The following is a 24947-nucleotide window of genomic DNA, read 5'->3' on the forward strand; positions in this document are numbered from 1 at the left end:
GTCAGCGCGGAGCGGTGAGCACGGGCGCGACCGCCGAGGCGGCGGGACGTCCCGGTCCTGCTGCCGGACGCGCAACGATCTGGCCCAGCACCAACGCGCCGAGCGTCAGCACGAACCCGATGGCCTGGAGTGGCGTGAACCACTCGCCCGCGACGAGCGCACCGAGCAGGGTCGCGACGATCGGGGAGAGCAGCGCGAGGAGCCCCGGCACGATCACCGGCAGTTGCTGGACCCCGCGGAACCAGAGCGAGTAGGCGACGATCCCGCCCACCGTGCCGAGCCACAGATACCCGAGCGTGGCTTCACCGTCGATCCGCGATGGTACCCCTTCGACGAGCAGAGTGACCGGCAGCAGCAGAAGCCCTCCAGCGCCGAGCTGCCAGCCGGCGTAGGCCACCGGTCCGACCCCGCTCGGCCTGCCCCAGCGCTTGGTGAGGATCATCCCCATTCCGGTCGCGGTGACACCGCCCAGCGCGGCGAGGACTCCCCAGAGATCGAGATCCGCCGCAGGGCCGAGGACGACCAGGGCGACACCGCCTGCTCCGACGACGGCGGCAGCCGCGGTGAGCGGTCGGATGCGCTCCTGCAGCACGAGCGAACCGAGAGCCAGCACGATGACCGGTTGAGCACCGGCAACTGCTGCCGCCACCCCGCCGGGGAGGCGTTCGGCAGCGAGGAACAGGAGAGGGAAGAACGCGCCGATGTTGAGTGCGCCGAGTGCCATCGACTTCCACCACCACGAACCGTGCGGAAGCCGTCGGCTCAGGACGACGGCGAGAATCCCGGCGGGGAGGGAACGTAGGAGCGCGGCGAACAGAGGGTGCCCGGGCGGGAGGAGTTCTGTCGTCACGAGATAGGTGGTCCCCCAGGAGATCGGTGCGAGGGCGGTGAGGAGCACGAGCATCACGCGGTTCATACCTCCAGCGTGCGCGCCGTGCGCCAATGAGTCCAACGCATGTTTGTCACAGCTTGCATGAGGGTTGATCATGGATTCATGGAACTCCAACAGCTCCGGTACGTGGTGGAGGTGGCTGCCACCTCCAGCTTCACCAGGGCCGCCGAGCGTTGCTTCGTGACTCAATCGGCTCTCAGCCACCAGATCGCTGCACTGGAGCGGGAACTCGGCCTGCGACTGTTCATCAGGTCGAGTCGGAGCGTTCGATTGAGCGAGGCCGGCGAAGCGTTCGTCGGGCACGCGCGTGCCGCGGTCCGGGCAGCGGAGCAGGCACGGGAGGATGCCGCCGCCGTCGACGGCGCGGTGGTGGGGACTCTCCGCATCGGTGTCATCCCGACCGTGACCGCAATCGATCTCCCCGCCGTCCTCGTGGCGTTCCGCAGACAACATCCGCAAGCACGAGTCGAACTGCAGGTGGGGAACAGCGACACGCTCGTCGCCCGGCTTCGTCGCGGCGATCTCGATGTGGCGCTTCTGGGCCTGCGCGACGGCGTGGACCCGGTCGGCGTGGCATCACGTGTCCTGTCGCGTGACCGACTCGTGGCGGCGGTCCCTCGCGGGCACGCTCTTGCGGGCGCCGAAGCGATTCAGATCGAGGACTTGGCCGATCAGACCTTCGCGGACTTCCCGGCTGCGACCTCCGGCCGGGCGCAGAGCGACGCCGCGTTCACGTCCGCGGGAGTGACGAGGGATGTCGCGTTCGAAGCCGACTCGGCCACTCTCATCCTCGGGCTCGTCGAGGCGGGACTGGCGGTCACGCTTCTCGCGCCGGAGACGGTGTCGCGATCGGGAGCCGATGTCGTGACCATCGACATCCTCGACGGTCCCCGGCGGGTCGAGTACGTCGCCTGGGACCAGGCTGCGCCCCGGACGGTGGCCCGGGCCTTCCTCGCGGTGCTGGCTGCGGTTCCGGGGGAGCACGGATCCGAAGCCTCGTCCTCCTCATGAGGATGCAGGAAGATGCGAGAAGCGGGTCCGGAGGTGAACTCCGGACCCGCTTCGCTTCACTCGACGCCGTTACTTGACGTCTTCGTCGACCCAGTCCATGGACTTCGTGACGGCCTTGCGCCACAACCGGAGCTGGCGGTCGCGCTCGGCTTCATCCATCGAGGGCTCCCAGCGCTTGTCCTCCTGCCAGTTCGCGGAGAGGTCATCCAGACCGTTCCAGAAGCCGACGGCGAGACCGGCGGCGTAGGCGGCACCGAGAGCCGTGGTCTCGGCGACGACCGGGCGCACGACGGGGACACCGAGGACGTCCGCCTGGAACTGCATGAGCGCGTCGTTGGCGACCATGCCGCCGTCGACCTTGAGCTCCGTCAGATCCACACCGGCATCGGCGTTGACCGCATCCAGCACGTCGCGGGTCTGGAAGGCCACGGCCTCCAGTGCGGCGCGCGCGATGTGGTTCTTGTTCGCATACCGGGTGAGGCCGACGATCGCGCCCCGGGCGTCCGGACGCCAGTAGGGGGCGAACAGTCCCGAGAACGCGGGGACGATGTAGACGCCGCCGTTGTCCTCGACCTGCTCGGCCAGCTTCTCGACCTCGGGGGCCGAGGAGATGATGCCGAGCTGGTCGCGCAGCCACTGGATGAGCGACCCGGTGACGGCGATCGATCCTTCGAGTGCGTAGTGGGTCGGTCCGTCGCCGAGCTTGTAGCCGACGGTGGTGAGCAGCCCGTTCTTCGAGTGGACGACTTCTTCGCCCGTGTTGAAGATCAGGAAGCAGCCCGTGCCGTAGGTGTTCTTGCTCTCGCCGGTCTGGAAGGCGGCCTGCCCGAACGTCGCGGCCTGCTGGTCGCCGAGGATGCCGGCGATCGGCGTCTCCCGCAGGAGCGAGGAGCTCTCCGCGGTGCCGTACACCTCGGACGAGGAACGGATCTCCGGCATCATCGAGCGCGGCACGCCGAACGCTTCGAGGATGTCATCGCGCCACTCGAGGGTTTCGAGGTCCATGAACATCGTGCGGGACGCGTTGGTGACGTCGGTCGCGTGCACGCCTCCGTCGGCGCCACCCGTGAGGTTCCAGAGAACCCAGCAGTCGGTGGTGCCGAAGAGCAGGTCACCTGCTTCCGCCTTTTCGCGGGCCCCCTCGACGTTCTCCAGAATCCACGCGATCTTGGTCCCCGAGAAGTACGTCGCGAGGGGCAGACCGACGACCGGCTTGAACCGCTCGACACCGCCGTCGGCCGCCAGGCGGTCGACGATCTCCTGCGTGCGGGTGTCTTGCCAGACGATCGCGTTGTAGATCGGCTTGCCGGTGTTCTTGTCCCACACGACGGCGGTCTCGCGCTGGTTGGTGATACCGACGGCCGCGATGTCGTGGCGGGTCAGGTCGGCGCGGCCCAGGGCCAAGCCGATGACCTCTTGCACGTTGCGCCAGATCTCCGCCGCGTCGTGTTCGACCCAGCCTGCCTTCGGAAGGATCTGTTCGTGTTCCTTCTGTCCGGTCGCGACGATGCTGCCCTTCTTGTCGAAGATGATCGCGCGGCTCGACGTGGTTCCCTGGTCGATGGCGATGATGTAGTCAGCCACTTGTGCTCTCCTTTGAATTCCAGTGCGGATGGGGTGTCGATCAGCCGGCGAGGCCGAGCAGCACGGGCGCTGCGAGTGCGGCGATCACACCACCGATGAGCGGACCGACGACGGGGACCCACGAGTAGGACCAGTCGCTGGCACCCTTGCCCTTGATCGGCAGGATCGCGTGAGCGATGCGCGGGCCGAGGTCACGGGCGGGGTTGATGGCGTAGCCGGTCGGACCACCGAGGGACGCGCCGATCGCGACCACGAGCAGGGCGACCGGGAGTGCGGTGAGCGGTCCGAGGCCTCCGGGGGTACCGACCTCGATGTCGCCGTAGTCCGCGAACGCGAAGATGACGAACACGAGCACGAACGTTCCGATGATCTCCGTGATGAGGTTCCACCCGTAGGAGCGGATCGCAGGACCGGTCGAGAAGACGCCGAGCTTGTTGGCCGCCTCCGGCTCCTCGTCGAAGTGCTGCTTGTAGGCGAGCCAGACGACGATGGCACCGAGGATCGCGCCGACGAGTTCAGCGGCCGTCGCGGTCAGGAACATCACGAACGAGATCTTGCCGGCGACGAAGAGTCCGATGCCGACGGCGGGGTTGAGGATCGCACCGGAGTACGCCGAGACGAGCACACCGGCGAAGACCGCGAGGCCCCATCCCCAGTTGACCATCAGGAAGCCGCCGCCGAAGCCCTTGTTCTTCGCAAGGGCCACGTTGGCCACGACACCACATCCGAGGAGGACGAGCATCGCTGTGCCGACCAACTCCGAGAGGAAGTAGAGACCGAGATTCACATCAGCCGTGTCTTCTTTGACCTTTCTTATGTGTCGAGGCCCCTCTGCCCCGACACGTTATGGGGGTTGCGCCGCGAGGAGGGCGGCTGTCCGAAGTCCAGTCAGCCGCGGGCGCGGGACTGGATATCGAGTCCGTGCCGCTCGTTGAGCAGCTGACGTGTCTGGTCGAGCTCGGCGTCGTGACGCGCGCGGTCCCAGCCGAGCAGCGGAGCGAGCGCGTCGGCGATCTCATCGAGGACCTCGGCGTCCGCGTTTCCGGTGAAGGCGATGCTGGTGCGCCGCAGCACGACGTCTTCGAGGCGACTCACCATCTCGTTGTGCACCATCCATTCGAGTTCGCGGGTCGAGAGGTCGCCCTTCGCGAGGGGCTCGTCGGTACCCTGCTCGACATACTCCCAGACCTGGGCGGCGCGTGTGCCGTAGCGTGCGATCAGGCGGTCGGCACGTGCGCCGGCGCCGGCGAGGTTCTCCTGCACCCAGATACGCTTCGCCTTCTCCGTACGCGGGAACTCGCGGCCGCCGCCGATTGCGCGCCCGGCCGTCGAGACGGTCCTGGTACGGCCGAGCAGGCCGAGCACGACATCGGACAGCGACTCGCCGAGCGCGCGGAACGTCGTCCACTTGCCGCCGACGAGGCTCACGAGCGGTACCGCGCCCTTCTGGTCGACTTCGATGCGGTAGTCGCGGGAGACGAAGCCCGGTGCCGTGTCCTCATGACGCGGCAGTGGGCGGATACCCGAGAACTTGTAGACGATCTGGTCGCGCGCCACCGGGATCGTCGGGAACACGTGGTGGATCAGGTCGAAGAAGTAGTCGACCTCCTCCTCGGTGCACACGGGCACCTCGCGCGGGTCGGCGTCGATGTCGGTCGTGCCGACCAGGACCCGCCCCTTGAGCGGGTAGATCAGGACGATGCGGCCGTCGGAGTGCTCGAAGAAGATCTCACGGCCCTGCGTGGCCTCGAGCAGCTCGGGGTGGTCGAGCACGATGTGCGACCCCTTGGTGCCGCCCATATACTTCGTGTCCTCGCCGAGCGCATCGTTCGTCAAGTCCGTCCAGGGGCCCGAGGCGTTCACCACGACATCGGCCTGCACGGAGAACTCGGTTCCGCTCTCGCGGTCGCGGAGGATCACCTTGTCGCCGTCGCGGGCGATCGCTTCGACGTAGTTGAGCGCATGCGCGCCCGGGTGAGCTGCGCGTCCGTCCTGGAGCACGTCGAGAGCGAGACGCTCCGGGTCGTGCATGGAGGCGTCGTAGTACGTCGCGGTGTACTTGATCCGCGGGTCGAGCGAAGGCAGTTCGGCCAACGACTTCTTCCGACCGAGGAAGCGGTGCCGCGGGACCATTCCGCCGTCGCGTGAGAACGTGTCATAGATCGTGAGACCAACCTTGATGAGGAAGGCGCCGCGCTCCTGCGGCTTGCCGCTCTTGTGCGTGAGGAACCGCAGGGGAGCGGAGAGGATGCCGGAGAAGGTGGAGTAGATCGGGATCGTCGTCTGCAGCGGCTTGACGTAGTGCGGAGCGATCTTGAGCAGGCCGTTGCGCTCTTCCACCGACTCGCGCACGAGGCGGAACTCACCGTTCTCGAGGTACCGGATCCCACCGTGGATCATCTGGCTCGATGCGGAGGACGCGCCGGAGGCGAAGTCGCCGCGCTCGACGAGGACGACGTCCACTCCCTGCAGTGCCAGATCACGGAACGTGGAGATTCCGTTGATCCCGCCACCGATGACGAGGACGCTCGTACGTCCGGACTCACGGACGGTGCTGACCTCTGCGCGCTCCGCAGACGAGTGTGTGGAATCGATCATCGTCGACCCTCTCTTCCTTACTTGCCAACCAGCATCGACCTGTGTGGCATCTCGCGCAAGCCCACTGCACATATGTGCAAGGATCGGGGGTGAGGAGGTCACGATGGTCGGTCAGGCCGCGGAAACGCGCGACAGCAAACTGATCGCGGCGCTCACCGCCGCGCAGCTCTACTACATGCAGGACAAGACGATGGAAGTCATCGCGCAGGAACTCGGCACCTCCCGATCCTCCGTGTCCCGCCTGTTGAGCTTCGCCAGGGAAAGCGGCCTGGTCGACATCCGCATCAATTCGCCGTTGGAACGTCTCGGGATGCTCGAGCAGCGCATCCGTGACCGGCACCGTGTGGCTGCGCACGTGGTGCCGATGCCGGAGATCCTCAGCGAAGTCGAACGTCTCGAGCGTGTGGCGCTCACGGCGGGTCGTCTGCTGTCGCAGTTCGTCGATTCGAACATGGTCATCGGAGTCGCGTGGGGCTCGACGATCAGTGCGGTGAGCCGTGGACTCACACAGAAGGAGACGCACAACACCACGTTCGTGCAGCTCAACGGGGCCGGGAACACCCAGACGACCGGCGTCGAATACTCCAGCGACATCCTGCAGCGGTTCGGCAGTGCCTTCGGCGCGCAGGTGCAGCAGTTCCCCGTCCCCGCTTTCTTCGATGACCCGGCGACCCGGGAGGCGATGTGGAGGGAGCGGAGCACGCGGCGTGTGCTCGACCTTCAGGCCAAGATGGACGTCGCCGTCTTCAGCCTGGGTTCTCCCGCGGCGGAGGTGCCGAGCCGTGTCTACGTCGGCGGCTACCTCGGGCGTGACGATTACCGCAGCCTGCGCGAGGACCACGCGATCGGCGATGTCGCCACGGTCTTCTTCCGATCAGATGGTTCCTGGCGGGACATCCGCGTCAACGCGAGGGCGACCGGCCCCGGACTCGATCGTCTGCGCCGCGTCCCTCGCCGGGTCTGCGTTGTCTCCGGTATCCCGAAGTTGGTGAGTCTCAGGGCTGCTCTGGCGGCCGGACTCATCACCGACGTGGTCCTCGACGAAGGTCTCGCACGCCGTCTCGTGGAGGACTGAAAGGCGCCGGGAGTGTCAGTCCTCGTCGGTCGACGACTCCGGACCGGAGCGGAACTCGCGGATCAGGTGCTGCACCACGGCGGTGAGATCGCCGCCCGCGGCATCGGCGACGGCGAGCTGCCGCGCGTAGCTGGCGCCGCCCTCCAGGATCGTCCCCACGCCGCCGAATTCGCGTCCGCACCCCAACTCCACCGCGACGGGGGCGAGCGACTCGAGCGTCTCGGTCAGGTGCTCCCGTACGGGGCGCTGGGTGCCTGCGGCGTCGACGATGACGCGGGCGTCGAGTCCGTATCGTGCCGCCCGCCACTTGTTCTCGCGGTGGAACCAGGCGGGAAGTTCAGGGAGAGTCCTGCCCTCGTCGAGTTGCCGCGAGAAGTGCTCGACGAGCACCTGCACGAGTGCGGCGACGGATGCCAGCTCCGGGAGGGTGGACAGGCCGTCGCAGGCGCGTACCTCGATCGTGCCCCACCGTGGGGCGGGGCGGATGTCCCAGCGCACCTCGGTGGCATCTTCCATCACGCCGGTCCGGACCATGTCCTCGAGGTACGACTCGTACTGCGACCAGTCGTGCAACGGCCACGGGAGTCCTGCTGTGGGCAGCTGCTGGAAGACCAGCGCACGGTTCGACGCGTAGCCCGTGCGTTCGCCGGCCCAGAACGGGCTCGACGCCGCCAGAGCCTGCAGGTGCGGGAGGTAGCCGGCGAGTGCGTTGATGAGGGGGAAGACCTTGCGGTGGTCTTCGACTCCGATGTGCACGTGGATGCCCCAGATCATCATGTTGCGTCCCCACCACTGGGTGCGCTCGATCAGGGTGTGATACCGCGACTTGTCCGAGACCTGCTGATCGAACCACTGGGCGAACGGGTGGCTTCCGGCTGACAGCAGCTCGATCCCGGCGGGGTCCGTGGCCGAACGCACGGAGGTGATCGCGTTGGCGATGTCGTCGACGGCGTGCGCCACGGAGTCGCCGATTCCACTCGTCACCTCGATCGTGTTGGTGAGGAGCTCACCCGTGACCGTGTGGCGTTCATCCGCGCTCTCCCTCTCCAGCGCGGCGAGCAGTTCCGGGGCGCGCCCGACGAGGTCACCGCTGGCCGGGTCCGCCAGCATGATCTCCCATTCGAGGCCGACGGTGGAGCGGGCCGAAGAGGCGAACTCGAGTTTCACCCGCACAGTCTGGCACGGGCGCGACGCGACACGGCAACAGCAGTTTCGTCGCGTTTCGCGTCAGGCGCGTGCATCTGGCAGAATAGAGGGCTGGACCACCTGCTCGACCCTCTATCCAGCAGGTACCACTCATTTGAGCTTCCGCCGGGTGTGCACCCCACTCTCCAGGCGATCAGTTCGTTTCCTTCCACACAATTCAGGAGAATCGTGGCTGTCAAGATTCGTCTCAAGCGCCTGGGCAAGATCCGTGCGCCGTACTACCGCATCGTCGTCGCCGACTCGAAGACCAAGCGCGATGGTCGCGTGATCGAGGAGATCGGCAAGTACCACCCCACCGAGGAGCCCTCGTTCATCGAGGTCGACTCCGAGCGTGCGCAGTACTGGCTCTCCGTCGGCGCGCAGCCGACCGAGCAGGTCGCCGCCATCCTCAAGATCACGGGCGACTGGGGCAAGTTCAAGGGCGACAAGGACGCGAAGTCCACGCTCAAGGTCGCCGAGCCGAAGGCTCCCTTCGAGGTCGACGCATCCAAGAAGTCCGTCGTCAAGCCCAAGGCCGAGAAGAAGGCGGAGGCTCCCGCTGAGGAGGCTCCCGCCGCCGCCGACGCGGAGGCCGCTGAGGCTCCCGCCGCAGACGCGGAGTAATCCGTCGTGCTCGCCGCCGCGCTCGAACACATCGTCAAGGGGATCGTCGATCACCCGGAGGATGTCCGTATCAACGAATCCACATCGCCGCGAGGCGATCTCCTCGAGGTGCGCGTGCACCCCGACGACCGTGGACGCGTGATCGGGCGCGGCGGCCGCACCGCGAAGGCCCTTCGCACGCTGGTCAGCGCTCTTGCTGACGGGCGTCGGGTCCGCGTCGATGTCGCGGACGACTGACGTGGTGTCGAAGGACCGCAATCAGGGCAAGAACCAGCTGCGCGTCGGACGTCTCGTCAAGGCGCACGGCCTGAAGGGTGGGCTCAAGCTCGAGCTCTACACCGACAACCCCGAGGGGCGATTCGTCCCCGGTGCCGGTTTCACGTTGCAGGTGCCCGAGGCATCTCCGTGGCACGGCAAGGACATCACCGTACGTGAGTATCGAGTGATGAACGGCAACCCGGTCGTCTTCTTCGAAGACGTCGACGACCGCGACGCGGCCGAGAGCCTCGTCAAGGCGATTCTCTGGATCGACCAGAACGTCGACGAGGTCGAGGACGACGCGTGGTTCGACCATCAGCTCGTGGGGCTCGATGTCGTCCGTGATGACGCCATCATCGGTCGGGTCGTCCGTGTCGAGCACTTTCCCGCCCAGGATCTCCTCATCGTCAAGGCCGGTGAGAGCGAGGTCATGGTGCCTTTCGTCTCGGCGATCGTGCCGACCGTCGACGTCGCCGCAGGGCGTGTCGTCGTGACTCCTCCTGCGGGGCTCTTCGAGGAGCTTCCCGACGTCGCCGACACCGATCCGCAGGCGGACTCGGGCGCCGAAGCGGCCGAGTGACCGCTGATACGGTTCACCCGTGCGCATCGATGTCGTTTCCATCTTCCCGTCGTATTTCGACGGACTGACGCTCTCCCTGCTCGGCAAGGCTCAGGCGTCCGGCCTCATCGACCTCCGTGTTCGGGATCTGCGGGACTGGACTTCGGATCGGCACCGTACCGTCGATGACACGCCGTACGGCGGCGGCGCCGGCATGGTGATGAAGCCCGAACCGTGGGGGCTCGCACTCGATGAGCTGACCGCTGCGTCGGCATCGCACGTCGATGAGCGCCCCACCATCATCTTCCCATCTCCTGCCGGCGAGGTGTTCACACAGAAGACGGCCAGACAGCTCGCGACGCGCCAGCATCTCGTGTTCGGGTGCGGGCGCTATGAAGGCATCGACGAGCGCGTCTTCGAGTACGCCGCGGACCTCGGCGAGGTGCGTCTGATCAGCCTCGGCGATTACGTGCTGAACGGGGGAGAGGTCGCCGTGATGGCGATGATCGAGGCAGTGGGACGACTCATCCCCGGAGTGGTCGGCAATCCGGAGAGTCTCGTCGAGGAGTCGCACGAGGACGGCCTGCTGGAGTACCCGTCGTACACGAAGCCCGCGTCATGGCGTGAACGATCGGTGCCCGATGTCCTGCTGAGCGGTAATCATGCCGCCATCGCGACCTGGCGTCGCGAGCAGCAGTGGGAGCGCACGCGCCGGCGTCGACCCGACCTCCTGCCACGCGACGAGACCTCGGCATTTTGACGTCGATCCCGGTCAGAGGATGCCTTCCGAGGATCGGGTGATCTCGAAGACGACGCCGTGAGGATGTCGCAGTGCCAGCGCGTTCGTCGGGTCGAGTCCTCGCAACTCCGCGCGCAGCATCCGTCCGATCATCTCGTGGCTCACCAGCAGCGGCGCGCCGGTGGCAGCCCACCCGCATGAGCTGAGCGCCTTCCGGGCGCGCACGCGCGCCTGAGCGTAACTCTCCCCACCGGGGAACGCCCATCCGTAGCGGTTCGCAGCTCGCTCCTCCCGGAGCGTGGGATAGAGCTCGTCGATCTCGTCCCAGGTCATCCCCGCGAGTTCGCCGTGGTCGATCTCCGCGAGTTCGGGGACCTCGATCATCTCGGCGCCGATCCGCTCCGCGATGATGGCCGCGGTCTGCGTGGCTCGTCCCAACGGGCTCGTGCACACTGTCAGGACTCCGGCGTCCCGGAGGCGCTCGGCGACGGCGTGCGCCTGCGCCACCCCTTCATCCGTCAACGGCGAATCCCGTTGTCCCTGCAGCCGGTGTTCGAGATTCCAGGTGGTCCGCCCGTGCCGAGCGAGGAAGAGACGCTCGGGGACGTGACGATCCTGCGGAATCATGGACTCAGGATGGCACACGGGCTCCCGGTCAGTCGACGCCGAGGAAAGACCTGTCCGTCAGCACGATCGGTCCGTCCTCGGTCACCGCGATGGTGTGCTCGGAGTGCGCACCTCGGGACCCGTCCGCGCTGCGCAGGGTCCATCCGTCCGGGTCGGTCACCAACTCGTCGGTCGTCGCGAGGAACCAGGGTTCCAAGGCGAGGACGAGTCCTGCGCGCAGGGGGAAGCCGCGGCCTGCGCGACCGTCGTTCGGCACATGCGGATCCCCGTGCATGGTGCGACCCACGCCGTGTCCACCGAAGTCGGTGTTGATCGAGTGCCCCTCGCCGTGTGCGACGGCCGCCACGGCCGCCGAGATGTCGCCGATGCGATTGCCGACGGTGGCGGTCTCGATGGCTGCTGCCAGTGCGCGCTCCGTCGTGTCGATGAGGCGCAGATCCTCGTCGCGCGCGGCGCCCACGACGAAGGAGACGGCGGAGTCGGCGACCCAGCCGTCGACGGCCACCGCGAAGTCGAGGGTCACGAGGTCGCCGTCGCGCAGGGCATAGTCATGGGGGAGTCCGTGCAGCACGGCGTCGTTGACCGAGGTGCAGATGACCTTGCCGAACGGGCTCGCGCCGAAGGACGGGTGGTAGTCGATGTAGCAGGACTCCGCGCCTGCCTTGCGGATCATGTCGTGCGCGCGACGGTCGATCGAGAGGAGGTTGGTCCCGACCTTGGTCTCATCGCGCAGCGTCGCCAGCGTCTCGGCGACGAAGCGTCCTGCGGCGCGCATCTCGTCGATCTCGGCAGGGGTGCGCAGTTCGATCATCGGTTGTCCTCTCGTCATCTCCATTCTCCCTGATCCGAGGCCCCCGGATCTCCGACCGCTCTCAGCGAACATCGGGTCACGGGCACGTGTCCCGTCGTACGATCTGAGCATGTGGTTGCGACGGGCGTTCTTCCGCTGGCTTCTTCCGGCGGCGTTCCTGCTGCCGCTGTGGCTTCTGATCGGGTGGGGAGTCTTCCAGGGCGGCTGGGCGATCCTCTGGGTGTTGCTCATCGCGATGCCGTCCGTCTTCCTCGGACAGCTCCTGCTGACGCTCCTGACGCGCTCGCGTCCCTCCGTTCGCATCGAGCGCGCGGTCTCCTGGTGGGATGTGGGCGGTTTCACGCTCTGGCACGGTCTGACGATCGCGGTCGGTTTCTTCATCGACGGGGTGTTCCCGTGGGTGCTCACCGGCGCGATCGTCGTCGGCATCGCGCTCGTCTGGCTCCAGGTGTGGCAGTTGTGGCAGGAGGCCAGGGGGAGCGGCTCGCGGCTGCGCGAGACCATCACCTGGTCGACGATCCCGACCGCCGACGAGCAGGTCCCTCCGACCAGAGCGCACGAGGTCATCGTGGTGCGGGAGACCGACGGCCGCGACTGAGGTCCGGTTTTGGCCGAGCACGCCTTCCATGGCAGAATGAGTGTTTGTGCTGTGACCGGCTCTGCCACAGGGGAGCCCGCGGACGCATCAGCTCCGTACAGTTCATCCCTTTTCTTGTTCCTTTGAATACATGCATGCGACCTGTGGCGGGTGCAGAGAGAGACGATCATGCAGATCCTCGACGCCGTCGACGCGGCTTCCCTCCGTTCGGACATTCCGGACTTCTTCCCCGGTGACACCGTCAAGGTGCACGTCAACATCACCGAGGGCAACCGCTCCCGTATCCAGGTCTTCCAGGGCGTCGTCATCGGCCGCCAGGGCGACAGCGTGCGCGAGACCTTCACGGTCCGCAAGATCAGCTTCCAGGTCGGCGTCGAGCGTACCTTCCCGGTGCACTCCCCGGTGATCGACCACATCGAGGTCGTCACCCGCGGTGATGTGCGTCGCGCGAAGCTCTACTACCTCCGCCAGCTGCGTGGCAAGAAGGCGAAGATCAAGGAGAAGCGCGACCGCTGAGTCGCAGCATCTCCACAGCACCCCGGGACACGATGTCCCGGGGTGCTTCGTTCTCTCCCCGGTGTGCGAACCTAGATAGCGTCGCCGCACGACGGTGCATGATCGTGAAGGAACCTGATGACTGAATCCTCGTCCGCGCGCACGGCCAGACGTCGCCGCGGGTTCCTGGTCTTCCTCCGCGACGTCCTGGTGATCATCGTCATCGCCGCACTGGTGTCGTTCGTGGTCAAGACGTTCGTCGTGCGGTCTTTCTACATCCCCTCGGCGTCGATGGAGCGCACGCTCCTCGTGAAGGACCGGATCCTCGTCGATGAGCTCACCCCGCGGTGGGCGGCGTACGAACGCGGTGACGTCGTCGTGTTCAAGGACCCGGGCGGGTGGCTCGATCCCCAGCCGCAGACGCCTGCTCAGCCTCCTCTCGTCCAGGCGGTCGACTGGGTGCTGAACTTCGTCGGCATCTCCGCGACCGACTCGCAGGACCATCTCGTGAAGCGGTTGATCGGCCTTCCGGGAGATCACGTCGTCTGCTGCAACGCACTGGGTCAGATCACGATCAACGGTGCTCCGATCGACGAATTGAGCTATCTCAACCTGCCCGACGGCGACACCGCCGCCTCCAATGAGCCATTCGACGTCGTGGTGCCGGAGGATTCGGTCTGGCTGCTCGGCGACAATCGTGATCGTTCCCGCGACGCCCGTGCGCATCAGGACCTTCCCAGCGGAGGCTTCGTGCCCATGGAGAACATCGTGGGCAAGGCATTCCTGACCACGTGGCCGTTGAACCGGATCGGACCCATTGACGGGCATCACGACATCTTCACCGGGGTTCCGGATCCCGAATGACTGTCATCACCCCGAAACTGACTCTCGAGCGCCGGCTCCTGAGGGAGTGCGAGCTGATCATCTCGCTCGACGAGGTCGGTCGGGGGGCACTCGCGGGTCCGGTCGCCGTCGGCGCCGCCATGATGGATGCCACAGGTGCTCGTCGGCGTGTCCCCGAGGGGCTTCGCGATTCGAAGCTCGTGACCGAGAGAAGGCGTCCGGAGGTGGCGGAGCGAGCGGCCGCGTGGGTGCAGGCATCAGCGGTCGGATGGGCGACCGCGCAGGAAGTCGATGACATCGGCATCATGTCCGCCCTCGGCCTCGCCGCCTCGCGCGCGGTGCAGTCGATCGCCGATCAGGGCGCGACTGTCGAAGACGCGCTCATCCTGCTTGACGGCAACCATGACTACGTCTCGAGGATCCATCCCGTGCCGCTGCGTGTCCGGCCGGTGATCAAGGCGGACCGCGACTGTGCATCGGTGTCCGCCGCGTCCGTGATCGCGAAGGTCGCCCGCGACGGGTACATGGCCGAGCTTCACGAGACTCATTCCGCGTACCAGTGGAATCGGAACAAGGGGTACGCGAGCCCGGAGCACCGCGATGCCATCCGCAGCCACGGACTGTCCCCGTTCCATCGGGCCTCGTGGGCGATCGCGGACGTACCCACGCTGTTCTGAGCGGTGCGATGCCGCGCCCAGCGGCCTGCGACTCTAGGATGGACTCATCATGGATGAGGAAGCCTTCGACGATTACGACCGCGAACTCGAGCTGGCCCTGTTCCGGGAGTACCGGGACGTGGTCTCGCAGTTCCAGTACGTCGTCGAAACCGAGCGCCGCTTCTATCTGGCGAACGAGGTCAACGTCGTGCGTCGCGACAGCGAGCACGACTTCTACTTCGAGATTTCGATGACGGACGTGTGGGTGTGGGACATCTATCGTGCCGACCGGTTCGTGAAGGCCGTGCGCGTCCTCACCTTCAAGGACGTGAACGTCGAGGAACTGCAGCGTCGCGAGTTCGAGCTCCCGCAGGAGCTGTCGCTCGACGGTGAGTAACTCTCTCCACACTCCACCCCACGGGTGAATTCTCCCCAGGGCCCGCGCCGACGACGTCGAATCGAGCCGTGCGACGTGAGTGCCGCGTGATGCTGAGTCCATGGCAGCGAAGGATGAACTCGGCAGAGCCGGAGAAGAGCGCGCCGCGCAGCACCTGACGGGGAACGGCTACACCGTTCTCGCGAGGAACTGGCGGTGCGCGCAGGGAGAGATCGACATCGTCGCCACGCTCGGAGAGCACGTGGCGATCGTGGAGGTGAAGACGCGGCGAACGGTCGCGTTCGGGCACCCGTTCGAAGCGATCGATGCACGGAAGCGCCGTCGACTGTGGCAACTCGCGCACGCCTGGGCCCGCGAGAATCCCGAGGCGGCACGGGGGAGGGCCGTGCGACTCGAAGTCATCGGGATCGTGGGAGCCGACCCGGCACGCGGGACGCTCGAGCATCTCGTGGACATCGGATGAGCACTGCGCGTACCTGGGCGGTGGCGCTCACCGGTGTCGACGGGCATCTCGTCGAAGTCGAGGCCGACCTGTCGAATCAGACGCCCGAATTCCGCATCATCGGGTTGCCGGACAAGTCTCTCGGCGAGGCCGTGCAGCGGGTCCACAACGCTTGCAAGAACGCGGGTCTCGATCTCCCTCGACGTCGGCTCACCGTGAACCTCTCCCCGGCGAGTCTTCCCAAGCACGGCGCAGGTTTCGACCTCGGCATCGCCATGGCCGCGCTGGCGGCAGGAGGGGCGATCGGGTTTCGGTCGATCGCGGCAACGGTTCACATCGGCGAACTCGGACTCGACGGGCGGATCCGCCCCGTCCCGGGCGTCCTTCCCGCGGTCTTCGCCGCCGCACGCGCCGGGTTCGAGACCGTGATCGTCCCGCGCGGCAACGAGTCCGAGGCGAGGCTCGTGCCGGGGGTCGAGGTGCGCGCTGCGGGCTCACTCGCAGAGGTCGCGGTTTGGCACGGCGCCGACGTCGAGGTGCCGGACGTCGACGTCGTCGAATCGGCGTCGGTGCCGGTGGCCGATCACCCGAGACTCGATCTGTGCGACGTCGTCGGTCAGGGTGAGGCGGTGGAGGCGCTCCTGGTGGCGGCGGCCGGCGGACACCACATGCTGCTGAGTGGTCCTCCGGGAGCAGGCAAGACGATGCTCGCTCGGAGGTTGCCCGGGATCATGCCGCTGCTCGACGAACAGGAAGCACTCGAGGTTGCGTCCATCCGATCGCTCAGCGGCGAAGCCGTCGGCGCACTCGATCGCGTGCCGCCGCTGGAGGCTCCGCACCACAGCGCCTCGGTCGCTGCTCTGGTCGGCGGCGGCTCGCGGACGGCACGACCTGGGGCGATCGCGAGGGCGCACGGCGGGGTGCTCTTCCTCGACGAGGCAGCGGAATTCTCGCGGGTGGCGCTCGACGCCCTGCGCCAGCCGTTGGAGTCAGGCGCGATCGAGGTCCACCGCGCGGGCTTCACTGCGCGGTTCCCGGCGAAGTTCCAGCTGCTGCTCGCGATGAACCCGTGCCCGTGCGGCAACTATGGCGTGAGAGGGTCCGAGTGCATCTGTCCGCCGATGTCGATCCGCCGGTACTCCACGCGATTGTCCGGTCCGCTTCGTGACCGCGTCGACATCGATCTCCAGGTCAGTCGTGTCGCGGCATCCCGGGCGATGGGTGAGGCCGGCGGGGAGACGACGACGGCGCAGGCGCGGGTCCGGGTACAAGCCGCCAGGGAGCGTGCCGCGCATCGGTGGCGGAGCAGTCCGTGGAGACGCAATGCGGATGTACCGGGGACCTGGCTGCGTCAGGGCACTCAGCGCCTTCCGGCGGCCACGCGATCTCCGCTCGACCGGGCGCTGGAGCGCGGTCTGCTCACCCTGAGGGGATACGACCGAGTGCTGAGAGTGGCGTGGACGATGGCGGACCTGGCCGAGATCGAACAACCCGGTGTCGAGGAGATCGGGCGTGCGTTGCACCTGCGGAGAGGATTGCCGAGATGATGCGGCTACTGCTGGGGGACACCGAACTGATGGCTGCCGCCCGCCGCATCCACGGGGGCGAAGCGGTGGCGGATTGCGTGGCGCGAGCGGCCTGGACGGTGATCGCCGAACCCGGAGATGCAGTCGCAGGCGCACTGATCGGCGCGCTCGGAGCGGTGGAGGCCCTCTCCGTGGCAGCGGGAGGTAGAAGCAGGTCGCCGTTCACCGATGACACCGGCGAGGTAGGCTTCCGGGCGCTTCGGGAAGCCCAAGCGCGATGGCGTCCTCGGCTGCAGCAGGAGGCCGTGCGATCGGCCTTTCTCGGAGCACTCGAGATCGGCGCGCGGTTGGTGATCCCCGGCGATCCGCAGTGGCCGGATGCCCTCGACGATCTCGGACCCCACGCGCCGAGCGCGCTCTGGGTGCGCGGGCGCATGGAACTGCTCACAGCGTCCCCCCGTGTGTCGATGGTCGGCGCCCGCGCCTCGAGCGGTTACGGGGAGCAGGTGGCCGCTGAGCTGGCTGGTGATCTCGCCTCGACAGGGGCTGTGGTGGTGTCCGGCGGGGCCTACGGCATCGATGGGGCGGTGCATCGGGCGGCGCTCGGCGTCGGTGGGGCGACCATCGCGTTCCTCGCCGGGGGAGTGGACCGCGCGTATCCGGTCGGTCATCAGCGATTGCTGCAGCAGATCTCTGAGCACGGGGCGGTGGTGAGCGAGCCGCCATGCGGCACCGCCCCGACGAAGTGGCGCTTCCTCGCACGGAACCGCCTCATCGCCGCACTCGGACAGGCGACGGTCGTCGTCGAGGCCGGGTGGCGCAGCGGCTCTCTGAACACCGCGGGTCACGCCGCGACACTCGGTCGTCCGCTCGGTGCCGTACCGGGGCCGGTGACCTCGGCGTCGTCCGCGGGATGCCATCGTCTGTTGCGCGAGTACGACGCGCAGTGCGTCACTTCGGCAGCGGAGGTGCGGGAGCTGTGGGGGCAACTCGACGGCGTGCCGACAGTCGGTGCACTCGAGGCTCCGAACAGGAGGCGCGTACTCGATGCGCTGACCACGCGGTCGGTGCTCTCCGTCGATGAGATCGCCCGACGCTCTGGCCTGTCTGCCGAGCGGGTGAGGTCTCTTCTCGGGCTGTTGCACTTGGAGGGCGATGTCGATGCCGACGGAACGGGCTGGCGTCGGGCACCACGCCCGCGAGGCGGGTGACTCTCAGGCCGACACCGCGGCGAGGCTCCGGATCACGCTCGCCCGACCGGGGCAGAGTGGGAGGTATGGAACTCACGGCCGCCGCCGAGGCGTTCGTCGATCACCTGGAACGGGTGCGTCGGCTGTCGCCGGCGACCGTGAAGGCCTACCGCTCCGACCTTCGGGACCTCGCAGCGTCCACGGGCAGTGTCCAGCTCGAAGACGTCGACCTCGACGCGCTCCGGGACTGGCTCTGGTACGCGACGCAGCGCGGCGATGCGCGCTCGACCCTCGCGCGGCGTTCTGCGGCAGCACGGTCGTTCTTCCGGTGGGCGCACGAACAGGAGCTCGTCTCTCAGGATCCGAGCCTTCGTCTGGTCACCCCGAAGAGGGGGCGCACTCTCCCGACCGTTGCGTCGCGGGAGGCGATGACCGCGTTGCTCGATGAGTATCGTGACAATGCCGCCGCAGGGGACCCGGTCGACTTGCGAGATCACGCGATCCTCGAGCTCCTGTACGGGTCGGGTATGCGGGTCTCCGAGCTGTGCGGGCTCGACATCGACGACCTCGATCTCGACCGAGCGACGGCGCGGGTGCTCGGCAAAGGGGCGAAGGAACGAGTCGTCCCCTTCGGCGCTCCCGCGCGGGACGCGTTGGACGCCTACCTCCGACGCGGGCGACCCGTCCTGGTCGCCAGAGCACGCACCTTCAGTCCCGCGGTGATGCTGGGGAGTCGGGGCGCTCGGGTCGGACCGCGAACGGTGTACGAGCTCGTCGCACGCGTGCTGGCGCCGATCGTCGGTGCCGAGACCATAGGACCCCACGCGCTCCGTCACACGGCCGCGACGCACCTCCTCGATGGCGGTGCGGATCTGCGCGCCGTGCAAGAGATCCTCGGTCACGCGAGCCTCGGCACCACGCAGATCTACACGCACGTCTCTGCGGAGCGTCTGACGGCAACCTATCGGCTCGCGCACCCGCGTGCGTGATCGTCGCTCACGGAGGTGATCGTCTCCGTGCGTCAGAGCGGCGCGCAGCAGGGGAGCAGGATCGACCGCGGGATATCCCCGAAGAGTAGGAGCGGGTTGATGTAGGCGCCATCCCGTCTCACACCGATGTGGAGGGCCCCAGCCGGCGTGTGCCCGCCGACATCGACCGTGCCGATCTCCTGGCCGGCCGACACCGCATCACCGGGATCGAGCGTCGAGCGCAGGGGTTCGAACGTCGTCACGAGACCGTCGGCATGCGTGATCGTCAACAGCGGGCGATCGACGACGGTTCCGCGGAACGCGATGACCCCGTCTGCCGGAGCGACCGCGATCGCCCCGACGGACGAGACCAGGTCGACGCCTCGATGCCCTGCGCCGTATTCGTGCGCAGGAGCGCGAAAGGGCTCGACCACGGCCCGCGTGCCCAGGAGGGGCCATCGCCATCGAGGGAGGTCCGAGGCTTCCGCAGTGCCGAACGAGCCCAGCGTTGCGAGCAGGACGACAAGGAGGAGTCCGATCACGGAGCCGGACCAGGTGCGAGAGTGAAGGCTCATGCGGGGATCCTGTCGCGTGATTCCGGTCCGTGATCGGCGTTCCTGCGGTATGGATGGCGACGGTGATCAACTCAGCGGGGACCGCCTCGGTGCAGAGGCAGTGAGGCCGCGGCATCCTGTATGCTGGAGGAGCACCTCGATATCGGGGTGACTACGCGTGCCCAGAGCGATCTCATCGCGGCATCGACACCCACAGGTCCTTCTTCCGAGGGGGAGGGTGCGTGCCGGGCACCAGGAAGTCCGGTCATCCGATCGGCTTGACAACCTCAACGGTACAGAAATGTGCCAGAACCAGGAGACGACCATGGCTGTGGTCACCATCCGCCAGCTGCTCGACAGCGGCGTGCACTTCGGACACCAGACCCGTCGGTGGAACCCGAAGGTCAAGCGCTTCATCCTCACGGAGCGCAGCGGCATCCACATCATCGATCTTCAGCAGTCGCTCGGCTACATCGACAAGGCCTACGACTTCGTCAAGGAGACGGTCGCCCACGGTGGCACCATCCTCTTCGTCGGCACGAAGAAGCAGGCGCAGGAGATCCTCGCCGAGCAGGCGACCCGCGTGGGCCAGCCCTTCGTCAACCAGCGCTGGCTCGGTGGACTCCTCACGAACTTCTCCACGATCTCGAAGCGTCTCGCACGCATGAAGGAGCTCGAGGAGCTCGACTACGAGACGCCGGCGAACAGCGGCTTCACCAAGAAGGAGCTCCTGCTCAAGAAGCGCGAGCTCGACAAGCTGCACAAGTCGCTCGGTGGTATCCGCAACCTCACCAAGACGCCTTCGGCTCTGTGGGTCATCGACGCCAAGCGCGAGCACCTCGCGATCGACGAGGCCAAGAAGCTCGGCATCCCGGTGATCGGCATCCTCGACACCAACGCGGACCCGGACGACTTCCAGTACCCGATCCCCGGCAACGACGACGCGATCCGTTCCGTCTCGCTGCTGACCCGCATCATCGCCGACGCCGCGGCCGAGGGCTTGCAGCAGAAGCACAACCCGGAGACGGGTGACGCTGAGCCGCTCGCCGACTGGGAGAAGGAGCTCCTCGAAGCTCCGGCCCAGGAGGTTCAGGAGTCCGCTGACGCCGCTGAGGTCGTGACCGCTGCCGACGAGGCCGCTGTCGTCGAGACCCCGGCTGCCGACGAGACCGCAGCCGACGAGGCCGGTGCCGAGGCTCACGACGAGGCGATCGCCGCTGCTTCCGGTGAGGAGACCGCTGAGGTCGCCGCCGCCGAGGCCGCAGACGCCAAGTAATCCCTCGTACACACCTACCTAACGAAGCAAGGAGCCACCACACATGGCCAACTTCACCATCGCTGACCTCAAGGCTCTGCGCGAGCAGCTCGGCACGGGCATGGTCGACACCAAGAAGGCGCTCGAGGAGGCCGACGGAGACGTCGCGAAGGCCACCGAGATCCTGCGCCTGAAGGGTGCGAAGGGCAACGCGAAGCGTGCTGACCGTTCCACCAGCGAGGGACTGATCGTCGCTCGTGAGCAGGACGGCGCCGTCACCCTGCTCGAGCTCGCCTGCGAGACCGACTTCGTCGCCAAGAACGAGCGTTTCATCACGCTGGCCGACAAGGTCGCCGATGCGGCCGCTGCGGTCAAGGCCGACTCGATCGAGGCAGCTCTCGCCGCCCCCGCGGGCGACAAGAGCGTCGAGCAGCTGATCTCCGAGGAAGCCGCGATCATCGGCGAGAAGGTCGAACTGCGTCGCGTGCGCACGATCTCGGGCGACAAGGTCGAGGTCTACCTGCACCGCACCAGCAAGGACCTGCCGCCGCAGATCGGTGTCGTTGTCGCGTACTCGGGCGACAACGCCGAGACCGCGCGCAGCATCGCGCAGCACATCTCGTTCGCCAACCCGTCGTACCTGTCCCGCGAGGACGTGCCGGCGGACGCCGTCGACAAAGAGCGTGAGATCGTGACCGAGATCTCCCGCAACGAGGGCAAGCCGGAAGCGGCTCTGCCGAAGATCGTCGAGGGTCGCGTGTCCGCCTTCATCAAGCAGGTCGCCCTGCTCGAGCAGGACTACGCGAAGGACAACAAGCTCTCTGTCGCCCAGGTGGCGAAGGACGCCGGTATCACCGTGACGGACTTCGCGCGCTTCAAGGTCGGCGCGTAGCGACGTCGAAGGGGTTCGGATCGTCATGATCCGAACCCCTTCTTCATGCCCACGAGGCACTATCTTGAATCGGGACGAGAGGACACCCACCCATGACTGAACGCACCGGACGCCGTCGCGTCCTTCTCAAACTCTCCGGCGAGGCCTTCGGAGCGGGACAGCTGGGTGTCAGCCCCGATGTGGTGTCCCAGATCGCCCGGGACATCGCCGCGGCCGTCGACCGGGTGGAGGTCGCGATCGTCGTCGGTGGCGGCAACTTCTTCCGCGGCGCCGAGCTCAGCCAGCGCGGCATGGACCGCGGACGTGCCGACTACATGGGAATGCTGGGCACCGTGATGAACGCCCTCGCCCTGCAGGACTTCCTCGAGCAGGCCGGAGCCGCGACCCGCGTGCAGTCGGCGATCTCGATGACCCAGGTCGCCGAGCCCTACATCCCTCGCCGCGCGGAGCGCCACCTCGAGAAGGGGCGGGTCGTCATCTTCGGTGCTGGCGCTGGTCTCCCGTACTTCTCCACCGATACCGTGGCGGCCCAGCGCGCGCTCGAGATCGGAGCCGATGAGGTGCTCGTCGCCAAGAACGGGGTGGACGCGATCTACACCGCCGATCCCCACAAGCACGCCGACGCCGAGCGCATCGAGCAGGTCACCTACCGTGACGCACTCCAGCGCGGGCTCAAGGTCGTCGACTCGACCGCATTCAGCCTGTGCATGGACAACAGCATGGACATGCGTGTGTTCGGGATGGAGCCTGCGGGCAACGTGACGCGCGCCCTGCTGGGAGAGGCCATCGGCACCCTGGTCACCGCGTGAGCGTGTGACACGGCGGAGCCGCCTCCGCCCGATAGAATTTCCAGAACACCCCGACGATAGGAGTCACCGTGATCGCGGACGTCCTCGCTGAAACCACCACTCGTATGAACCGGGCGGTCGAAGCTGCCAAGGAGGACTTCTCCACGGTGCGCACCGGTCGTGCGAACCCGCAGATGTTCCAGAAGGTCCTCGTGGACTACTACGGCACGCCGACCCCCATCGCGCAGCTCGCATCGCTGGCGAACCAGGAGGCGCGCACCCTCATCATCACGCCGTACGACAAGTCGGCGCTCAAGGCCATCGAGCAGGCCATCCGGGACATGCCAAACCTCGGCGTCAATCCCACCAACGACGGCAACCTCGTCCGCGTCACGATGCCCGAGCTCACGGCTGAGCGCCGCAAGGAGTACGTCAAGCTGGTCAAGACCAAGGCTGAAGACGCGAAGGTGCATGTCCGCGGTATCCGTCGTAAGGCGAAGGACGAGCTGGACGCGCTCAAGAGCGAACTCGGAGAGGACGAGATCGCCCGCGGTGAGAAGGAGCTCGACGGTCTGACGCGTCAGCACGTCGAACTCATCGACGACGCGCTGAAGCGCAAAGAGGCCGAACTCCTCGAGGTGTAGTCGGGATGTCTGACGAAACGCGAGATGCCGATGACGGCACGCCACCGACGCGCCGGGATGCGCGTGGTGGTGCGCCGGCCGACGGCATCCCGCTCGTGGACGCGGCGTTTCCGTCCTTCGACGCGGACGCGATTCCGCCGCGTCCGCCGCTCCCGGTGACCCCGGAGAACACGTCGCAGGTCCCCCTCGCGCCGCTGGACACAGCTGACCACAACGCGATCCGTGAACAGTGGCGAGCCGCACGGGATGAGCTCGGCAGCCACGTCTCACACGCACGGGATCAGCTGGATCAGGCCAACGAGCGGATCAAGCAGCGCACAGGCCGCGACCTCATCCTCGCGATCCTGATCGGACTTGCGTTCGGCGCTGCTCTGCTCGCATCCTTGCTGTTCATCAAGGCGCTCTTCGTGCCGTTCGCTCTCGCCGCCGCGCTGTTGGGCGTGTACGAGCTCTCCCGCGCGCTGCGGGCGTCCGGCAGACGGATCGACGTCGTGCCCCAGCTGATCGCCGCGGCTTTCCTGGTTCTCTCCGCGTACTTCGCCGAACCCTGGCTGTGCTGGGTGATGCTGTTCGTCGCGGTCGCCTTCGTGGTCGTCTGGCGCCTGATCGCGCAGATGGTGGTGAAAGACGGTCGTACCTACGGTGACGTGCTGACCGATGCCGTGATCAGCGGATTCGTGCAGGTCTACGTGCCGTTCCTCGCCGGCGTCGCTCTCATCCTGCTGGAGCAGGAGGGCGGTCAGTGGTGGGTGCTCAGCTTCATCGCCATCGCCGTGGCCGCCGACACGGGGGCTTATGCCGCGGGGCTGGCGTTCGGGCGTCATCCGATGGCCCCGAAGATCAGTCCGAAGAAGACGTGGGAAGGGTTCGGTGGCGCCGTCGCCGCGTCCCTGATCGCAGGGGTGCTGCTCGCGATCTTCCTGCTGGAGCTGCCCTGGTGGGCGGGCCTGATCTTCGGCGCATCCATCCTCCTCTCCGCGACGCTCGGTGATCTCGGCGAGTCCATGCTCAAGCGTGACCTCGGTATCAAGGACATGAGTTCCTGGCTGCCCGGTCACGGCGGACTGCTCGATCGGCTGGACAGCATCCTGCCGTCGACCATCCCCGCGCTCTGCCTGTATTTCCTCCTTTCTCCCTGGGTGGTCATGTGATGAGTGACGAACAGCTCGAAGAACAGACGACGACGACACCGCCGGCGTTCGCGCTGACGACCGGGCGTGAGCGCGGCTACCATCGCGCGGCGGTCGACACCTTCCTCGCCTCTGCTCGTCGTGCCTTCGAGTCCGGGGGTGACGAGCTGAGTGCGGAAGACGTCCGCATCGCCTCGTTCCCGCTCGTGAAGGGCGGCTACGTGATCGCTGACGTCGATGCAGCTCTCGGTCGCGTGGAAGACGCGTTCGCCGCTCGGGAGCGCGAGCGCGTCGTGCGCACGCAGGGAGCCGGCGCCTGGGTCGATCAGGCGAGAGCCGATGCGCAGGTGATCCTCGACCACCTCGCCCGACCCCGTCGTCATCGTTTCGCTCGCACCGGCGTGCTGACCTTCGGGTATCGCATCGACGAGGTCGATCACGTGTCGACGAGGATCGTCCGCTATCTGCGTGACGGCGATGCGCTCACCGCGGAACAACTCCGCTCGGCAGCCTTCCGGATGCAGCGCGGTGGCTACCGCGAAGAGCAGGTCGATGCTCTCCTCGACGCGACGATCGACGTCATTCTCGCCGTCCGCTGAGGTTCCT

General features: G+C 67.1%; 29 protein-coding genes. 21 read left to right on the forward strand and 8 right to left on the reverse strand.

Translation table 11 applies throughout. The features are described 5' to 3' along the window. Nucleotide 1 precedes the first annotated feature (1 nt). Entirely contained in the window at nt 2–916 is a 915-nt protein-coding gene (locus tag LRQ07_RS08075; protein WP_256536349.1) for an EamA family transporter, read from the reverse strand. 78 nt (nt 917–994) lie between these two features. Between LRQ07_RS08075 and LRQ07_RS08080 the strand changes: the two genes are divergently transcribed. Further along, nucleotides 995–1903, forward strand: coding sequence for a LysR family transcriptional regulator (locus tag LRQ07_RS08080; RefSeq protein WP_256536350.1), 909 nt, complete (start codon nt 995–997; stop codon nt 1901–1903). Between the two features lie 69 nt (nt 1904–1972). On the opposite strand, the gene glpK is transcribed toward LRQ07_RS08080, so the two are convergent. From glpK to LRQ07_RS08095, 3 genes are all read right to left on the reverse strand, one after another. Then, nucleotides 1973–3487: a glycerol kinase GlpK gene (gene glpK / locus LRQ07_RS08085; RefSeq protein WP_131490940.1), complete on the reverse strand. Its 1515-nt coding sequence runs from the start codon at nt 3485–3487 to the stop codon at nt 1973–1975. Between the two features lie 40 nt (nt 3488–3527). After that, a complete protein-coding gene (locus tag LRQ07_RS08090) occupies nt 3528–4274 on the reverse strand; it encodes an MIP/aquaporin family protein (RefSeq protein ID WP_256536351.1) in 747 nt (248 codons plus the stop codon). A gap of 101 nt (nt 4275–4375) precedes the next feature. Then, complete coding sequence (locus LRQ07_RS08095) at nt 4376–6085, reverse strand: glycerol-3-phosphate dehydrogenase/oxidase (RefSeq protein WP_256536352.1); 1710 nt, start codon at nt 6083–6085, stop codon at nt 4376–4378. 103 nt (nt 6086–6188) lie between these two features. Between LRQ07_RS08095 and LRQ07_RS08100 the strand changes: the two genes are divergently transcribed. Continuing rightward, the gene (locus LRQ07_RS08100; RefSeq protein WP_047523383.1) at nt 6189–7160 is read left to right on the forward strand and encodes a sugar-binding transcriptional regulator; all 972 of its coding nucleotides are present in this window, start codon (nt 6189–6191) and stop codon (nt 7158–7160) included. 15 nt (nt 7161–7175) lie between these two features. Here the strand turns inward: LRQ07_RS08100 and LRQ07_RS08105 are convergent, their stop codons facing one another. Then, a complete protein-coding gene (locus LRQ07_RS08105; protein WP_256536353.1) occupies nt 7176–8327 on the reverse strand; it encodes a glutamate--cysteine ligase in 1152 nt (383 codons plus the stop codon). A gap of 207 nt (nt 8328–8534) precedes the next feature. Between LRQ07_RS08105 and rpsP the strand changes: the two genes are divergently transcribed. Genes rpsP through trmD form a run of 4 tightly spaced genes read left to right on the forward strand, consistent with a single transcriptional unit; the run spans nt 8535 to nt 10546 of the window. Beyond that, nucleotides 8535–8969, forward strand: a complete 435-nt coding sequence (gene rpsP, locus LRQ07_RS08110) for a 30S ribosomal protein S16 (RefSeq protein ID WP_047523381.1) — start codon at nt 8535–8537, stop codon at nt 8967–8969. A gap of 6 nt (nt 8970–8975) precedes the next feature. Beyond that, nucleotides 8976–9206, forward strand: a complete 231-nt coding sequence (locus tag LRQ07_RS08115; protein WP_017830729.1) for an RNA-binding protein — start codon at nt 8976–8978, stop codon at nt 9204–9206. Then, nucleotides 9190–9807, forward strand: coding sequence for a ribosome maturation factor RimM (rimM, locus tag LRQ07_RS08120; protein ID WP_256536354.1), 618 nt, complete (start codon nt 9190–9192; stop codon nt 9805–9807). The genes LRQ07_RS08115 and rimM overlap by 17 nt, the downstream gene beginning before the upstream one ends. Nucleotides 9808–9826: 19 nt before the next feature. Beyond that, entirely contained in the window at nt 9827–10546 is a 720-nt protein-coding gene (gene trmD / locus LRQ07_RS08125; protein ID WP_232761925.1) for a tRNA (guanosine(37)-N1)-methyltransferase TrmD, read from the forward strand. A gap of 12 nt (nt 10547–10558) precedes the next feature. Here trmD and LRQ07_RS08130 read toward each other — a convergent pair whose 3' ends face one another. Both LRQ07_RS08130 and map read right to left on the reverse strand, forming a co-directional pair. Next, entirely contained in the window at nt 10559–11152 is a 594-nt protein-coding gene (locus LRQ07_RS08130) for a histidine phosphatase family protein (protein ID WP_131490946.1), read from the reverse strand. Nucleotides 11153–11180: 28 nt separating this feature from the next. Next, the gene (map, locus tag LRQ07_RS08135) at nt 11181–11963 is read right to left on the reverse strand and encodes a type I methionyl aminopeptidase (RefSeq protein WP_256536355.1); all 783 of its coding nucleotides are present in this window, start codon (nt 11961–11963) and stop codon (nt 11181–11183) included. A gap of 109 nt (nt 11964–12072) precedes the next feature. On the opposite strand from map, the gene LRQ07_RS08140 reads away from it, so the two are divergent. The 9 genes from LRQ07_RS08140 to LRQ07_RS08180 all read left to right on the forward strand — a co-directional run bounded on the left by LRQ07_RS08140 (nt 12073) and on the right by LRQ07_RS08180 (nt 19099). After that, nucleotides 12073–12561 carry an MFS transporter permease gene (locus LRQ07_RS08140; RefSeq protein ID WP_256536356.1) on the forward strand — a complete coding sequence of 163 codons (489 nt, stop codon included), beginning with the start codon at nt 12073–12075 and terminating at the stop codon, nt 12559–12561. Between the two features lie 168 nt (nt 12562–12729). Next, on the forward strand, nt 12730–13077 hold the full coding sequence (gene rplS / locus LRQ07_RS08145) for a 50S ribosomal protein L19 (RefSeq protein WP_045265383.1): 348 nt from the start codon (nt 12730–12732) through the stop codon (nt 13075–13077). Between the two features lie 117 nt (nt 13078–13194). Next, nucleotides 13195–13920 carry a signal peptidase I gene (lepB, locus tag LRQ07_RS08150; RefSeq protein ID WP_047523375.1) on the forward strand — a complete coding sequence of 242 codons (726 nt, stop codon included), beginning with the start codon at nt 13195–13197 and terminating at the stop codon, nt 13918–13920. Then, nucleotides 13917–14576: a ribonuclease HII gene (locus LRQ07_RS08155; protein ID WP_131490948.1), complete on the forward strand. Its 660-nt coding sequence runs from the start codon at nt 13917–13919 to the stop codon at nt 14574–14576. Before lepB ends, LRQ07_RS08155 begins: the two co-directional genes overlap by 4 nt. Before the next feature lie 49 nt (nt 14577–14625). Next, nucleotides 14626–14952: a DUF2469 family protein gene (locus LRQ07_RS08160; protein WP_047523373.1), complete on the forward strand. Its 327-nt coding sequence runs from the start codon at nt 14626–14628 to the stop codon at nt 14950–14952. A gap of 100 nt (nt 14953–15052) precedes the next feature. Then, entirely contained in the window at nt 15053–15415 is a 363-nt protein-coding gene (locus tag LRQ07_RS08165; protein ID WP_134353656.1) for a YraN family protein, read from the forward strand. Continuing rightward, nucleotides 15412–16941, forward strand: coding sequence for a YifB family Mg chelatase-like AAA ATPase (locus tag LRQ07_RS08170; RefSeq protein ID WP_256536357.1), 1530 nt, complete (start codon nt 15412–15414; stop codon nt 16939–16941). Before LRQ07_RS08165 ends, LRQ07_RS08170 begins: the two co-directional genes overlap by 4 nt. Continuing rightward, nucleotides 16938–18131 carry a DNA-processing protein DprA gene (gene dprA / locus LRQ07_RS08175; protein WP_256536358.1) on the forward strand — a complete coding sequence of 398 codons (1194 nt, stop codon included), beginning with the start codon at nt 16938–16940 and terminating at the stop codon, nt 18129–18131. The genes LRQ07_RS08170 and dprA overlap by 4 nt, the downstream gene beginning before the upstream one ends. 65 nt (nt 18132–18196) lie before the next feature. Continuing rightward, nucleotides 18197–19099, forward strand: coding sequence for a tyrosine recombinase XerC (locus LRQ07_RS08180; RefSeq protein ID WP_248540371.1), 903 nt, complete (start codon nt 18197–18199; stop codon nt 19097–19099). 32 nt (nt 19100–19131) lie between these two features. Here the strand turns inward: LRQ07_RS08180 and LRQ07_RS08185 are convergent, their stop codons facing one another. Then, nucleotides 19132–19653 carry a murein hydrolase activator EnvC family protein gene (locus LRQ07_RS08185; protein ID WP_256536359.1) on the reverse strand — a complete coding sequence of 174 codons (522 nt, stop codon included), beginning with the start codon at nt 19651–19653 and terminating at the stop codon, nt 19132–19134. 304 nt (nt 19654–19957) lie between these two features. Between LRQ07_RS08185 and rpsB the strand changes: the two genes are divergently transcribed. From rpsB to LRQ07_RS08215, 6 genes are all read left to right on the forward strand, one after another. Continuing rightward, nucleotides 19958–20908, forward strand: a complete 951-nt coding sequence (rpsB, locus tag LRQ07_RS08190) for a 30S ribosomal protein S2 (protein ID WP_047523368.1) — start codon at nt 19958–19960, stop codon at nt 20906–20908. Nucleotides 20909–20951: 43 nt separating this feature from the next. Continuing rightward, the gene (tsf, locus tag LRQ07_RS08195; protein WP_047523367.1) at nt 20952–21779 is read left to right on the forward strand and encodes a translation elongation factor Ts; all 828 of its coding nucleotides are present in this window, start codon (nt 20952–20954) and stop codon (nt 21777–21779) included. A 92-nt stretch (nt 21780–21871) separates the two neighbouring features. After that, on the forward strand, nt 21872–22588 hold the full coding sequence (pyrH, locus tag LRQ07_RS08200; protein WP_047523364.1) for a UMP kinase: 717 nt from the start codon (nt 21872–21874) through the stop codon (nt 22586–22588). Nucleotides 22589–22656: 68 nt separating this feature from the next. After that, nucleotides 22657–23211 carry a ribosome recycling factor gene (gene frr / locus LRQ07_RS08205; protein ID WP_047523362.1) on the forward strand — a complete coding sequence of 185 codons (555 nt, stop codon included), beginning with the start codon at nt 22657–22659 and terminating at the stop codon, nt 23209–23211. A gap of 5 nt (nt 23212–23216) precedes the next feature. Beyond that, nucleotides 23217–24362, forward strand: coding sequence for a phosphatidate cytidylyltransferase (locus tag LRQ07_RS08210; RefSeq protein ID WP_256536360.1), 1146 nt, complete (start codon nt 23217–23219; stop codon nt 24360–24362). Next, nucleotides 24362–24940: a DivIVA domain-containing protein gene (locus LRQ07_RS08215; RefSeq protein ID WP_256536361.1), complete on the forward strand. Its 579-nt coding sequence runs from the start codon at nt 24362–24364 to the stop codon at nt 24938–24940. The genes LRQ07_RS08210 and LRQ07_RS08215 overlap by 1 nt, the downstream gene beginning before the upstream one ends. Nucleotides 24941–24947: the final 7 nt, after the last annotated feature.

It is taken from the genome of Microbacterium sp. J1-1 (genome assembly GCF_024498615.1).
In the GTDB taxonomy this organism is placed as follows: Bacteria; Actinomycetota; Actinomycetes; order Actinomycetales; family Microbacteriaceae; genus Microbacterium; species Microbacterium aurugineum.